At 47.1% G+C, this 14,238-nt stretch carries 12 protein-coding genes; 9 read left to right on the top strand and 3 right to left on the bottom strand.

Translation table 11 applies throughout. The features are described 5' to 3' along the window. Positions 1–33 precede the first annotated feature (33 nt). The 9 genes from ACO05Z_RS09580 to ACO05Z_RS09540 all read left to right on the top strand — a co-directional run bounded on the left by ACO05Z_RS09580 (position 34) and on the right by ACO05Z_RS09540 (position 10,476). Positions 34–972, top strand: a complete 939-nt coding sequence (locus ACO05Z_RS09580; RefSeq protein WP_421901952.1) for a SurA N-terminal domain-containing protein — start codon at positions 34–36, stop codon at positions 970–972. 105 nt (positions 973–1,077) lie between these two features. Next, positions 1,078–1,971, top strand: a complete 894-nt coding sequence (locus tag ACO05Z_RS09575) for a RodZ domain-containing protein (RefSeq protein ID WP_421901951.1) — start codon at positions 1,078–1,080, stop codon at positions 1,969–1,971. Positions 1,972–1,987: 16 nt separating this feature from the next. Further along, positions 1,988–2,728, top strand: coding sequence for a DNA repair protein RecO (gene recO, locus ACO05Z_RS09570; protein WP_421901950.1), 741 nt, complete (start codon positions 1,988–1,990; stop codon positions 2,726–2,728). A gap of 151 nt (positions 2,729–2,879) precedes the next feature. Further along, the gene (gene glyQ, locus ACO05Z_RS09565; protein WP_421901949.1) at positions 2,880–3,752 is read left to right on the top strand and encodes a glycine--tRNA ligase subunit alpha; all 873 of its coding nucleotides are present in this window, start codon (positions 2,880–2,882) and stop codon (positions 3,750–3,752) included. A gap of 16 nt (positions 3,753–3,768) precedes the next feature. After that, positions 3,769–5,862 (top strand): glycine--tRNA ligase subunit beta, encoded by a 2,094-nt coding sequence (glyS, locus tag ACO05Z_RS09560; RefSeq protein WP_421901948.1) that lies wholly within the window; start codon positions 3,769–3,771, stop codon positions 5,860–5,862. Positions 5,863–6,041: 179 nt separating this feature from the next. Beyond that, complete coding sequence (rpsT, locus tag ACO05Z_RS09555) at positions 6,042–6,305, top strand: 30S ribosomal protein S20 (RefSeq protein WP_421901947.1); 264 nt, start codon at positions 6,042–6,044, stop codon at positions 6,303–6,305. Positions 6,306–6,491: 186 nt separating this feature from the next. Then, positions 6,492–7,859 (top strand): Trk system potassium transporter TrkA, encoded by a 1,368-nt coding sequence (gene trkA / locus ACO05Z_RS09550; RefSeq protein WP_421901946.1) that lies wholly within the window; start codon positions 6,492–6,494, stop codon positions 7,857–7,859. Continuing rightward, positions 7,859–9,313, top strand: a complete 1,455-nt coding sequence (locus ACO05Z_RS09545; RefSeq protein WP_421901945.1) for a TrkH family potassium uptake protein — start codon at positions 7,859–7,861, stop codon at positions 9,311–9,313. Before trkA ends, ACO05Z_RS09545 begins: the two co-directional genes overlap by 1 nt. Before the next feature lie 20 nt (positions 9,314–9,333). Then, positions 9,334–10,476, top strand: a complete 1,143-nt coding sequence (locus ACO05Z_RS09540) for an FkbM family methyltransferase (protein WP_421901944.1) — start codon at positions 9,334–9,336, stop codon at positions 10,474–10,476. A 36-nt stretch (positions 10,477–10,512) separates the two neighbouring features. Here ACO05Z_RS09540 and nadB read toward each other — a convergent pair whose 3' ends face one another. From nadB to nadC, 3 genes are all read right to left on the bottom strand, one after another. After that, positions 10,513–12,093, bottom strand: coding sequence for an L-aspartate oxidase (gene nadB / locus ACO05Z_RS09535; protein ID WP_421901943.1), 1,581 nt, complete (start codon positions 12,091–12,093; stop codon positions 10,513–10,515). A 75-nt stretch (positions 12,094–12,168) separates the two neighbouring features. Continuing rightward, positions 12,169–13,191 carry a quinolinate synthase NadA gene (gene nadA / locus ACO05Z_RS09530; RefSeq protein ID WP_421901942.1) on the bottom strand — a complete coding sequence of 341 codons (1,023 nt, stop codon included), beginning with the start codon at positions 13,189–13,191 and terminating at the stop codon, positions 12,169–12,171. Positions 13,192–13,202: 11 nt separating this feature from the next. Continuing rightward, positions 13,203–14,078 carry a carboxylating nicotinate-nucleotide diphosphorylase gene (gene nadC / locus ACO05Z_RS09525; protein WP_421901941.1) on the bottom strand — a complete coding sequence of 292 codons (876 nt, stop codon included), beginning with the start codon at positions 14,076–14,078 and terminating at the stop codon, positions 13,203–13,205. Positions 14,079–14,238 lie beyond the last annotated feature (160 nt).

The raw sequence follows: 14,238 nt of genomic DNA, 5'->3' as shown, positions 1-14,238 counted from the left end.
GGAGGTCCGGTATCCATATTCAGGAGAATTGAATTGAAACGCATTATTGCCGGTTTTCTGGCCAGCATGATTATAGGGTCCGTATCATTTGCCACTGCTGATGAAAAAGTTGTTGATGGAATTGTAGCCGTTGTGAACGGTGAAGTCGTGACCATGTATGAACTGAACAGAAAAATGGCTCCCATTATGAAACAGTTTGATGGAAACGAACTTTCCGCTGTTGAAGTGGAGCAATTAAAAAGAGTCCGTCAGCAGATTCTTGACCGTTTCATTAACGAGATCATCATTGATCAGGAAAGTAAAAGACTTGAGGTCGATGTTTCTGCTCAGGATATTGAGAATGAAGTAAAAGCAATTAAAGAAAAAAGTAACCTGAATGACGAAGAATTTGAACGTCAGCTTGAACTTCAGAAAACAAATCTTACTCAATTTAAAGAAAAAATCGGAAAAGATATCCGCAAACATCGTCTGCTTTCTTATAAGGTAAAAAGCAAGGTTGTTGTTACTGATGATGAAATTAAGGCGGCATGGAACAGTACCCGTACTGATCAGGGTGAAGTTGCCAAAAGCGTACATCTGAAATTGATTCTTTTTCCCGAAAATGTTTCTGCAGATCAGGTGCGTGAGCAGATTATTGCAGGGGAAACAACTTTTGAAGAAGCTGCAGACAAGTATACCACTGGACCTGGTGCCGGAAGTGGGGGGGATCTTGGCGTCCTCGAATGGGATGATCTTGCCCAGACTTGGCATGAAGCCCTTGAAGGTTTGAAACCCGGTGGCGTAAGTAAGCCTTTTGACGTTCAGAGTTTCAAGGCTCTACTTAAGCTTGATTCTTACGTTAATACCGAAGCAGCTTCTTTTGAAGACAGCAAGCAGGAAATTTATCAACGGCTTTACCGTCAGAAACAAGACGAGTTATTTGCCGATTTTATTAAAAAGCTCAGGGAGAAAGCAGTTATTGAGCTTAAATAAACGGGGAGAACTGTAGCGGATCTTGGCTGTTTTTTGGGCAGCCTTTAACGACAGTTTCAAATTGGTTTTTGAAACATTACTGCCAGACTGTATTGAGAGGGTCGTATGGATTTGAAAGAGCTTGGTTCCCGGTTAAAAGATGAAAGAGAACGGCAGGGGCTGACCATTGAGCAGATCATGGAGATTACCAAAGTCAGCCGTGTGAATATCAATGCTATTGAAAGCGGGAACAGTAAAGAATTTCCCCATGAAGTCTATGCCAAAGGGTTTATAAAAACTTATGCCAAGGCTCTTGGACTCGATGCTGAAGAAATAGGTGAAGAATTTTCGCGGATCATGGGTTCCGGTACAACTGCAACGGAATCTGCGGAAGAAATTGTAGAGGTTGTCCAGCCTGACTACAGCGCGGGCACTAAAAAAAGTCCTGTTGGAACCATTTTTCTGGTTTTGATTCTTGCCGGTATTGTTGGCGGATTGGTTTATTACCTGCATGACAATTCTTTCTTCAGTTCCCAGAAAACAACCCAGACGGAAGTTGTTGCGGAGGAGGCGGTTCAGGAAAAGCCTGCTGCTCCTGAAGCACAAACTGAAGCCCCGGTCGTTGAAGAAAAAAAGGCTGAGCCTGCTAAGACTGTTCCTGCAGAAGCTGAACAGTCTGCTGTAAGCGAAGCCCCCGCTGAGACTAAGGTTGAGGAAGCTGTTGAACCTGTGGAGCAGGCTGCAGCAGAAGAGAAACCCGTTGTTGCTGAACCTGTAGGCAATATTGTGGCTATTACTGCCAAACCCGGTGAAGCCTGCTGGCTCGAAGCTGTGGTTGACGGTGACGCAAAAGAATATGTACTTCAAGAAGGTGACACTCTTTCACTGCCTTATGAAGACAGCCTGAAAATTAAGCTCGGTAACGGTGGTGGCGTTGAGATTGCTTCCAACGGCAAGCCGTATTCATTTGATGCCCCTAAGGGTAAGGTCAAGAAACTTGAATTTTCCGCTGTTCAGTAGTTGCGGCAAAGCGTAGATGGAACTCACTGAAAAAGTAGTAATTCTTAAAACAGGTAAATTTAAGGAAAACGATCTTTGGGTTCGTTTTTTATCCGCCACACGGGGAGTGCAGAATGCATTCGCCTTCGGAGGAAGCCGGAGCCGCAGACGGTTTGGTGGATGCCTTGAGCCATTTTCACAAGTGCTTTTCAAAACAGGTACCAACAAGACCGGAACGTATCAGGTCCTGCAGGAGGGGAGCCTTGTAAAAGGGTACCCCGGGATTCGTTCTGATTTCCGCAAGATGGGGCTGGCAGCTAATTGTTTTAAATTTATTGAATCTGCGGTATTGGAGCGGGATGGAAACCGGGCTGTATTTGATCTGCTGACCGAGACATTGGATGTTATCGAAGAGGCTGAGCCGGACGATTTCTTTCCGCTTTTCTTCCGGGCAAAGGTTGCATTTGAGCAAGGATACAATCCAGACTTTACAATTTGCGCACAATGCGGCAAACCTTTGTTCAGTTCCCGTCCTGTGGTCTTCAATATTGAAAAGGGCCAGCTCAGCTGTCTGGACTGTAATGATGGCAGGCAGGGCGAGACAATCAGCGCAGGAACAGCACGGACACTGGCTTGGATTCAGGATACAGGACCGTCCAGCTGGATCAATCTGCAGCTTCCGGCGGAAATACGTCAGGAGTGCTTTTCGGTAATGGATCGTTTCATGGCCTACCACATGGGTGTGATCTGGGAAGGCAACGGTTACCGGAAGATATAATATTTCTCTGCCCATTTGGGCAGTCGTTCAGGATGGCTCTATAGCTATCCTGTGTTTTTTGTTTGTAAACCGGACATTTCCATGGTTGCGTAAAACGCAGAGCCGGAAATGAATCAATACAAATGTTTGTTTGCTAGATGAGAGGAATTTGATGAATTTTCAAGATGTTATACTCAAACTTCAGGACTTTTGGTCTGATTACGGATGCTGCATTGTCCAGCCTCTTGATATTGAGGTCGGCGCCGGCACATTCAACCCTTCAACTTTTTTCCGTGTAATCGGACCTGAGCCGTGGAATACAGCATATGTTGAGCCTTCCCGCCGTCCCACTGACGGACGTTACGGTGAAAACCCCAACAGACTGCAGCATTACTTCCAGTTTCAGGTTATTCTGAAACCTTCTCCTGACGATGTTCAGGACCTTTACCTTAAGAGTCTTGAAGTTCTCGGCATTGACGCTAAAGAGCATGACATCCGTTTTGTCGAGGATGACTGGGAGTCTCCCACACTCGGCGCATGGGGCCTTGGCTGGGAAGTTTGGCTCAACGGCATGGAAGTTACCCAGTTTACTTACTTCCAGCAGGTTGGCGGTATCGACCTCAAGCCTGTTTCCGTTGAACTCACATACGGCCTTGAGCGTATCTGCATGTACCTGCAGGGCGTAGAGTCTGTTTACGATCTCAAATGGAACGACAAGGTTACCTACGGACAGATTTTCCACCAGAACGAAGTGGAGCAGTCCAAGTACAACTTTGAGCTCAGCGATGCCAACATGCTGCTGGATCTCTTCGATAAATACGAAGCAGAAAGCAAAAAGCTCTGTGCAGAAGGCCTGGCCCGTCCGGCATACGAATACTGTCTGAAGTGTTCCCATACCTTCAACATGCTTGATGCCCGTGGAGCAATCTCCATTACTGAAAGGGCAACCTACATCGGCAGAGTTCGTAATCTCGCCTCCGCAGCAGCCAAGCTGTATGCTGAAGAACGCGAGAATCTGAATTACCCCATGCTTGAAAACGATTAAAAAAACGGAAGCTAAGATGGCCGATTTTATACTCGAGATTGGAATTGAAGAGATGCCCGCCCGCTTTGTTCCCCGGCTTGGTATCGATATTAAAGATATTTTCAGCACTCTTCTTGAAGAGAGCATGATTGATAACGCAAGCGTAGAAACTTTTGCTACTCCGCGCCGTTTGACCGTATTTGTTAAGGATATGGCAGCAGTGCAGAAAAAGGTTGAAGAAGAAGTTTCCGGTCCTCCGGCACGCATTGCTTACGATGCCGACGGTAACCCCACCAAAGCTCTGACCGGCTTTGTGAAATCTCAAGGAATCGCCCTTGAAGATGTTTACACCCTCGAGACTGAGAAAGGTGATTACCTTGCAGCCAAGAAGATTGTCGGCGGTGGCGAAACCATCTCCATCCTGCCTGAGCTTTGCGTAACTGCGATTAAAAAACTTTCCTTCCCCAAGAAAATGAAATGGGGCAACCTTGATTTCGCTTTCGGACGTCCGCTGCGCTGGCTGCTTTGCCTGTTCGGTGCTGACGTGGTTGAATTCGAAATGGCTGGCATGCCTTCCGGTCGCCAGACTTTCGGTCACCGCGTAATGGGTGCCGGTCCTTGGGAAGTAGCTTCTGCTGATGATTACTTTGATGTGATCAAGGAAAAATCTTCCGTAATCATTTCCCCCATTGCAAGGGGAGAGCAGGTTCGCAGCGAAGGTGACAGACTTGCTTCCGAGCTGAACGGCTCCGTGGTCTGGAAAGATTCCCTGCTGGAAGAAGTCAGCAACCTTGTTGAACTTCCCGTGCCCATCATCGGTAACTTTGATGAGTCTTTCCTCGAACTTCCCAAGGAAGTCCTGTTGACCAGCATGGAAAGTCATCAGAAATGTTTCGGTATCCAGAAAGAAGATGGCGAGTTGCTCCCGCACTTCCTGTGCACCCTGAACCTCGTACCCACTGATGTGGAACTGGTTCGCAAGGGCTGGGAAAAGGTTCTGCGCGCCAGACTGGAAGATGGACGTTTCTTCTGGAAGAATGACCTCAAGACTGACTTCGATACCTGGCTTGCCAAGCTGGACAACGTCGTATTCCTCGGTCCCCTTGGTTCCATGGGTGACAAGTCTCGCAGGATGGAACGCCTTGCCGCACTGATCGCAGGCAAGACCGATGCTTCTTTGCAGACCGAGATGGCCCGCGCCGGACGTCTTGCCAAGGCCGACCTCGTTTCCGAGATGGTTAACGAGTTTGATAAACTTCAGGGTAAAATGGGCGGCATCTACGCTTCCAAATGTGGCGAAGATGACGTAGTATGTAAAGCTCTGTACGAACAATACCTGCCTGCAGGGCCGGAAAGCCCCGTGCCTTCCACTCTCGGCGGTGTTATTGTTTCCATGTCCGATAAGGCCGACACTCTGGTCGGTTGCTTCGGTCTTAATAAGATCCCCACTGGCGCAAACGATACCTACGCGCTGCGGCGCGCCGCTCTGGGTATCGTGCGCATGATTATACAGTATGACTTGAGAGTGGACATCCTTGAAATCATGGATATGGCCTATGAAGGTTACTCCAAGGATATCAAGTGGAAACTTGAAAAGTCTGAACTCCTCGAGAAACTTGGTGAGTTCATTTCCAACAGACTCCGTGCCTACTTCACAGGTAAAGGCTATGAAACAAGGGTTGTTGATGCAGCACTTGGCGCCGGCTACCGTGACGTTACTGCTCTTAAGGCCAGAGTCGAAGCGTTGGCTGAATTCGCCAAGGCTGAAGGTTTCGAGCAGGCCGTGCTTACTTTTAAACGCGCAGCCAACATCATCAAGAAGCAGGGCAGTGAGCAGGGTGTGTCGCTCACCGGCGGCTTTGAAGCTGATAAGTTGGAAGAAGCGCAGGAGAAAGAACTTGCCGCCAAGCTTGATGAAACCGCAGCCCGTTTTGAGGAACTCTGGGAAAATGACGAGTTCTCTAAGCTGTTCGCAATCCTCGGCGAACTGCGTCCCTATGTCGACGACTTCTTTGATAACGTAATGGTTATCTGCGAAGACAAGGGTTTGAGGATGAACCGTCTCAACCTGCTTAAAGCTTTGGTTGACAGGCTTAGCAGGCTGGCTGATTTCGGCGCATTGCAGGTTTAATCTGCAGGCCGGTTTGAAGATAGCTTGGGTGAATATGTTTTTTTCTAGACTTTTTCTTTAAAAAAAATATTCTCCTGCCTTGACAGTTATTGCTGTTATTGGTTAAAGACACTCTTCGTTTGAACGTAATCCCGGCTTGCCGGGTTAAAAAATAGAAATTTAATTTAAGGAGAAATACCTTGGCGAACCATAAATCCGCACTCAAAAGACACCGTCAGTCCATTAAGCGTAACCTGCGTAACAACATGGTACGTACCCGTATCAAAAACGTTGTAAAAGAAGTTCGTTCTGCTGTTGAAGCTAACGACACCGAACTCGCAGCAACCGCACTGCGCAAAGCTACCTCTATCCTCGATAAGGCAGCTACCAAAAAGGTTATCCACGCTCGTGCAGCAGCACGCAGGATTTCCCGCCTCAGCGCAGCCGTTAACAAAATGGCTTAGTGTCTTAAAAGATTCTATTCTTTACAAGACTATTTCAGCCCGTCGCCTTGTGCGACGGGCTTTTTACGTTCTTTGCACTTTGAAAAAAGTTGTTGTTGCTGAATTTAAACGATCAAGTTATAAGCAACTATTGATTTCAACAGTACTTTTCTGTCTATACCAGATGTAATGCGCAAGGAGTAACTTTTGAGAGTTATCATAGTAGGCGCCGGAGAAGTCGGCTTTAACGTAGCCAGACGTCTTTCCGGCGAGAACAAGGATGTTGTCGTAATCGACATGAATCCGAAAGCTCTTAGCAAGGTTTCCGATTCGCTGGATGTCCAGACGATTCAAGGTTCCGGTTCCAGTCCAGAAATTCTGGAAGAAGCCGGGGTTCGTGAAGCTGATATCTTTCTGGCTGTGACGGATAAGGATGAAATCAACCTCATCGCAACTTTTCTCGCCAACAAGCTCAAGCCCGGTATCATCAAGCTGGCCCGCATCAGGAACGAGGATTACACCAAGTATTCCGACATGTTTTCAGAAGGTGATTTGCGTATTGACACAATCATCAACCCGGATGAAGAGGTTGTTGAATCCATCCTCAGGGTTATGAGTGTACCCGGATCAGTGGAAATTAATGATTTCGTGGGCGGTAAGGTGCGTCTGATCGGAGTCAAATTGCCTGATGACAGCCCCCTTGAGGGCGTCCAGCTTATGAAAGTACGTGAGCAGCTTGGCGAAGATATTGATGTTGTTATCGCTGCTCTGGTCAGGGATGATGAACTTATTATTCCCGGTGGCCTGGATACCATTGAGAAGGGTGACATCGTTTATTTTACCTGCATGCGTGATCAGCAGAATGAATTGCTCAAGCGTGCCGGAATTCTTTCCGATCCCATCAAGAAAGTTCTGATCGTCGGTGGCGGGAATGTCGGCTCTCTGCTGGCTCGCGCTCTGGACAACAAAAAATATCATACCCGCCTCATCGATAATGATGCGGACCGTTGCGCTGATCTGTCTGAGAATCTTGACCGTGTAATTGTCCTTAATGGCGATGGCACAGATCAGGATTTGCTTAACGAGGAAAATGTCGGTGATCTGGATATGGTTATTTCTGTGACCGGGGATGAGGAAATGAACATCCTTTCCTGTCTGCTGGCCAAGAACCTCGGCGCGCGCAAGACTATCACCCGGATCAATAAATTTGCATATATTCCGTTGATTCAGCCCATCGGCATTGATCACCTGGTTTGTCCACGACTTTCTGCTATTAACTCAATTCTTCATTTTGTGCGTCAGGGAAAGGTTATTTCTGCTGTCTCCATTAAGGGTGAAGAGGCAGAAGCTCTTGAAGCCATTGCGCAGGAGAAGTCTGATATTGTGGGCAAGCCGATTATGGAATTGAATCTGCCCAAGGGAACCTTGATCCTTTGCTTTCAGCGCGGCGATGATGTTATCATTCCTACAGGTTTGACTGTGATCGAGCCTAATGACCGCCTGTTGATTATTTCCACCCACAATAATATTCCCAAGATTGAAAAGGCTCTCACCACCAAGCTGGAGCTTTATTAATGCGCTGGAAAATAGTTCTGCATATAATTGGGGCCTTGACGCTTTGCGTTGGGCTGACCATGCTTTTTCCGCTGGGATTTTCCCTTTACTATCAGGATGCGGGAATCCTGCCGCTACTTAAATCTTTCGGGCTGACCTGCATCAGTGGTCTGGCCATGTTCCTGATTTTCATGGATCGTGAAGGAACTAAGGGCTTAAGTCACCGTGAAGGCATGGCTATTGTTGCTCTGGGGTGGGTTTTCGCAGGCTTTTTTGGAAGTCTACCGTTCTATTTCGGTGATGTCTTCAGCAGTTACGTGGATTGTTTTTTCGAATCCCTTTCCGGTTTTACCACCACCGGAGCCTCGGTGATGATGGATATTGAGAAGAATGCCAAGGGCATTCTTTTCTGGCGCAGCCTGACTCACTGGCTGGGCGGTATGGGAATCATCGTGCTTTCGCTAGCTATTCTTCCTTTCCTCGGAGTAGGGGGGATGCAGCTTTACAAGGCGGAAGTTCCCGGTCCGGTGCCGGATAAGCTTAAGCCGCGTATCAAGGATACTGCGCTGGTTCTTTGGAAGGTTTACGTTCTTTTTTCCGCTATTGAAGCGGCTCTGCTCATGTTCGGTGGTATGGATCTTTTTGACTCCCTTTGTCATACCTTCGGAACCCTTGCTACTGGTGGATTTTCCACCAAGAACTCTTCTGTGGCCTATTTTCAGAGCGCTTACATTGACTATGTAATTACATTTTTTATGCTCGTTGCTGCGGTGAACTTCAGCCTCCATTACCAGATGATCAAGGGACGTCCGCTTTTGCTCTGGAAAGATCCTGAGTTCAGATTTTTCGGCGTCATTACCTTAGTCATTATGGCTATCATTACCATTTCGGTATACTCAGCCACCAATTATGAATCTATTGAAGAATCCTTTCGCTATACATCGTTTCAGGTAGCTTCCATTATCAGTACAACCGGATACGCAACAGCAGATTATGAAATCTGGCCTGCTGTTGCACAGGGATTGTTGCTACTTTGTATGTTTCTCGGCGGTTGTGCCGGGTCCACCAGTGGCGGTATGAAACATCTGCGTATCATGCTGCTTCTGAAGCAGGCCTATCAGGAAGTTTTTCGCATCATTCATCCCCGTTCCGTTAACCGGGTCAAGCTGGGCAAGACTGTGGTCAAGCCTGAAACCATGAACGACATCCTCGGATTTTTCGTACTCTGGCTGCTGCTTTTTGTGATCTGCGGATTGATTGTCGCTGCTACCGGAGTTGATGTTGTTTCCTCTTTTGCCGCTTCTCTGGCCTGTATCGGTAACATTGGTCCCGGTATCGGCAGTGTAGGGCCTACGGAGAACTATGCCCACATCCCTGAACTTGGTAAATGGGCACTCATTTTTTGTATGTTGCTGGGCCGTCTAGAAATTTACACTGTGATTGTACTTTGTGTCCCCGAGTTCTGGAGAAAATAGAACAGTTTGTCCATAATGCTATGAGCGAGATCAACATCAGATATATCGACCATACGGGCATACCGGATAATAGTAGAGTTTGTTTGTACGGTATTGGAAAAGGCGGGGTGGAATCACTTAAACTGCTGCGCCAGATACGTCCTGATGTGGAAGTTGTCTGCTTTGCAGATACTTTTCAGTCTGGTTCATTTAAAGGGTTTGAAATTTTCAGTCCGCAAACTCTTGTGGAGCGTAAAAATGAATATGATCTGATTTTGGTCTGTTCCTGCTACTATCCTGAAATTATCTCGAACCTTGATTCTTTGGGAATCACTAATGTTGCAGGATTTTCATGGCCTAAGTTTTATGGCTACCAGTTTCTGCCCGAAGATATTGTCCAGATGGGGGAAGACATAAGCTTTATTCTGGACAACCTGCATTCAGACAGTGATCGGAACTTGTTCAAACTTCTATGTGAAGCACGGATTGTTGGTTCAGATAAAGTTGAGCTTGTTTATGTCTCTGAAACAATGGGAAATTTTGTTTTTAAAGAACCTCAACAACTTAAGTCTTATCCTAAGCACATTGCTTGTAGTTATTTTGATTTTATAAATTTTCCAGCAATTGAATATGTTGTGCAGGCCGGAGTCTATGATGGTAGCGAGGCTTTTTTTTTAGTTGAGCAGCAACATGTTAAAAATATTTATGGATTTGACCCACAAGGCAGTTCTGCAATCAGCAAAGAGACTTTGCAGAAGTTAAATGGGTCAGGCAAATTTCATTTGATCGAAAAGGGGCTTTGGAATTCTGAAGCAAAAGCCGACTTTGCTTTTGACGGCAGTGCCAGCTTTGTGCGCAATGTTTCGATTGACGCGCAAGGACACACTGTTCAGCTCAATGCTTTGGATAACGAAGCTGAAAGATTAGCCATGCCACGACTGGACCTGCTAATTGCCGACATTGAAAATTCAGAAATCCCTATGTTGGAAGGGGCTATGAAACTCATTAAGCGGGACCGTCCGCAATTGGCAATATGCTTTTACCATTCAAAGGAACAGTTTATCGGTGTTCCTTTAATGCTGATGAAGCAACTCAAAGATTATGTGTTTAAAATAGGGCACTATTCTGAAGGGCTGGACGAAACTGTTTTTTACGCCATACCAAAAGAAAAATATGATAGATAAAAAGAAGGGGAAGCTCAATGCTTCCCCTTCTTTATTCTAATCTATGCGATAGTGGCAGCCCACGCTTTTCTTGTTGCGTAGGGCAGCGACCGTAACGATCAAGGCCGACTGACTCCCATGGAACAGGTCGATAATTGGCCTGCTGATCGGGGTCCGCTTGTAAAATGAATGCAGGTTGCGATTCAGATTCTGCAGATCGTCTATTGCTCGGTTGAGGCGTGCGGTGGAGCGGGTGATCCCCACATAGTTCCACATAATGTTACGGATAAAAGCCCAGTCCTGCGCAATGAGGGCCGGATCTTCATTCTCGTTGGAACCGGGATTTACCCAGTCCGGCACAGCATTAAGCAGCTTTTTGGGTATTCTTGAGTTTTTCCCGAGACGACTGGCAATATCCTCCCCGGAAGTGTGTCCCCAGAGCATACCTTCCAGTAAAGACGTGCTAGCCAAACGGTTTCCTCCGTGTACTCCTGTACAGGAGCATTCGCCGATGGCATAGAGGCGATCCAGCGTGGACTTACCTTTTTCATCCACCAGCACACCGCCACAGAAGTAATGGGCAGCCGGGACAACGGGGATGGGCTGGTTGTTGATGTCGATTCCATTATCAAGGCATTTGCCATAAATGGTCGGGAACCTTGTTGGTAGATCCTGCTTCACATGATTGGCAGCATCAAGGTAAACACACTCTTCCTTCGTCCTGAGCATTTCTTCGAGGATTGAGCGGGTGACTATGTCACGGGGGGCAAGATCAGCACGGGGATCATAACGGTGCATGAACGGCTCGCCGTAGCAGTTGATCAGCTTTGCACCTTCACCGCGGACAGCTTCTGAAATCAGAAATCGGCGGCTGGCTCTTGTGCGCACCCGTTGGAAGAAAGAAGTGGGGTGAAACTGGACCATCTCGGCGTTGATCACCCTTGCCTTGGCACGGTTTGCCATGGCAATGCCGGATCCGATGGAACCGGGAGTGTTGGTGGTGTGCAGATAAATCTGACCGAGTCCGCCTGTTGCCAGTACGGTGAAATCAGCCAGAAAAGTCTCCACCATATTCAGCGATTCATTATAAACATACGCACCTAGACATTTGTTGCTCAGTGAATATCTGAACTCATTGTCGCGGGCATGATGGTGGTTGGTCAACAGGTCAATGGCGGTTCTGTTGGTACAGACCTGAATGTAGGGATGGTCTATTACATGCTGGATGAGTACATCCATAATCGACTTTCCAGTATGATCAGCACAATAGAGAATACGATTTACAGCATGCCCACCTTCTTTAGTCAGGCTGTATTCCCCGTCATCATTTTTGTGGAAAGCAACAGGATATTTTTCCAGCAGCAACTTTTTCAAGGCATCAGGGCCATGCTTGGCTATAGCCCGTACTGCCTTTCTGTTGTTGTAATTCCAACCGGCAGTGTAGATGTCTTTTTCCAGTTTTTTTGGAGAATCGTCCGGACCGGTGTAAACGATACCGCCTTGGGCCAGTCTCGTGTTACCGGTAAAAAGATCATCTCCCGGGGTTAATAGTGTAACTTCTATACCTTTTTCTGCTATCGTCAGAGCTGATATACATCCGGCGATACCTGATCCGATAATCAAAACCTCAGTTTTCATTCGGTTTTCCTGCATGCCTATATCTCATTTCACGGCAGCCTTTTCAGGTTCCGGCTAAAGGTTGAGTCAGTGTTTTTATTTGCAGACGTCGAGCATTCTTTCGAGAGCGAGTCTTGCCGGTTCCCGGATATTATCGGAAACATCTTCATAAGGAGCTGTTTCCAGATTCTGGAGAAGTTCAGCAAGATTTTTTTCTGTGATTTTAGCCATGTTGCTGCAGAAGCTGATGCCCAGCGGAAGGATTTTCTTTTCCGGGAACATATCCTTCAACCTGTTGACGAGGTTGGTTTCCGTACCAACTACAATAGTAGTACCCGCAGGAGCTTCATTAACATATTTAATGAGATATGAAGTCGATCCTGCACCGTCAGATGCCTTTACCAGTTCGGGGGGGCATTCGGGATGTACAATTACCTTGCAGCCGGGATGTTTCGCACGAAAATCTTCAATCTGGGACAGTTTGAAGCGCTGGTGGATGGCGCAGAGGCCGGGCCAGATCAGCAATTTCTTGTCCATGGTTTCTTCAACATCAATCTGAGTTCCTAAAGAACGGATGTTGAGGATCATGCGCTTTTCAGGAGCTATGCCGAGGGTGTCAGCAGTGTTGAGGGCGAGGTTCCTGTCCGGCAGAAAGAGAACCGCGTCACCTTGTTCCTGTGCCCAGCGGAGCATTTTTTCAGCATTGGCGGAAGTGCAGACTGTTCCTCCGTGTTTACCGCAAACTGTTTTTACCGCAGCAGGGGTATTCACGTATGCGAGCGGAATAATCTTTCTTCCGGTCTCATTGATCAGTCTGGTCAGCACCTTATCCACCAGCCATGCCGGGGCCATGTTAGCCATGACACAGCCGGCATTTGCATCGGGAATGTAAACCTTCTGCTCTTCCCGGCGCACGATTGCAGCGGATTCAGCCATGAAGTGGACACCGCAGAATACAATATATTCCGCTTCAAGCTTTTCGATCTGGCGGGCAAGTTCCAGAGAATCGCCCTTGAGATCGGTATGTTTTATGATTTCATCGGACTGGTAATGGTGTCCCAGAATCGCCAGTCTTTTGCCGTATTTCTTCTTTTGTTCAGCAATTATATCCGAATACATCAAAGTAGAACCTACATAGGTATGATCTGCATGCTCATGTCAGAGCATTTTGCGGAGTGGGTGATCCTGCCTACGGATATGTAATCCGGACCTGCTTCTGCAAGTTTGGCAATGGTTTCAAGGGTCACGTTTCCACTGATCTCGGTTTCAATTTCATCGGGAATAGTGGTGATAGCTGCCTTTGCTTCATCAAAGGTCATGTTGTCGAGCATGATGCGCTCAACTTTGGTAGCTATGGCTTCGTCCACTTCTTCCTGATTGCGGCATTCCACCTCAATGGGCGGGCATTCTTCACCATATTTGGTACGCAGTTTTTCCACGGCGGCAGTGATTGATCCGGCGCGGTCAATGTGGTTGTCCTTAAGCATGAGCATTTCCACCAGATTAAGGCGATGGTTTTTGGCTCCGCCGCAGAGGACAGCGTACTTTTCAGGGTAACGCAGGCCGGGCAGGGTCTTGCGGGTATCGAGGAGGATAGTCTCGCTATGATCCAGCGCGTCCACGTATTTACGGGTTTCAGTCGCGATTCCGGACATGTGGGAGATAAAGTTCAGAATAACACGCTCAGCCTTGAGGAGCAGGCCGGCAGGTCCCTGAATTGCAGCGATAAGGGTTCCTTTGGAGATTTTATCGCCTTCATCCACATTGAGGTGCACCTGGCACTTGTTTTCCTGATCTGCAAATTCAAGAATCAAGTTGATAAGGGGCAATCCGGAAATTACAGTATCTTCTTTTGCGATGATCTGAGCAGTGGCAATGTCTTCCTGCTCAAACAGGCCCAATGAGGTCAGGTCCGGGCCGTCTTCGCTTAAAGCTATTCTTATAGTGGCCAGAAGGAACATTTTTGCTTCGGCCTGAAAGAAGTCGTTAAATGCGTTTTCAGTCATATGATTCCTGTTAATATTTTGTAACATTGTGTTTGAGGTCATGTAACGAAATTTGGTATCCGGTTTTATGAGGCAGCACAAGGGCTGAGAAGGATTTCACAAACTTATTTTTCAGCAGTTTCAGGGTGATAAATTTTGACCTTTGACTCTATTTGGTATA

This window comes from Maridesulfovibrio sp. (assembly GCF_965230075.1).
Lineage (GTDB): Bacteria > Desulfobacterota > Desulfovibrionia > Desulfovibrionales > Desulfovibrionaceae > Maridesulfovibrio.
The sequence above is the reverse complement of the archived record's forward strand: the minus strand, read 5'-3'. Positions and strand labels throughout refer to the sequence as shown.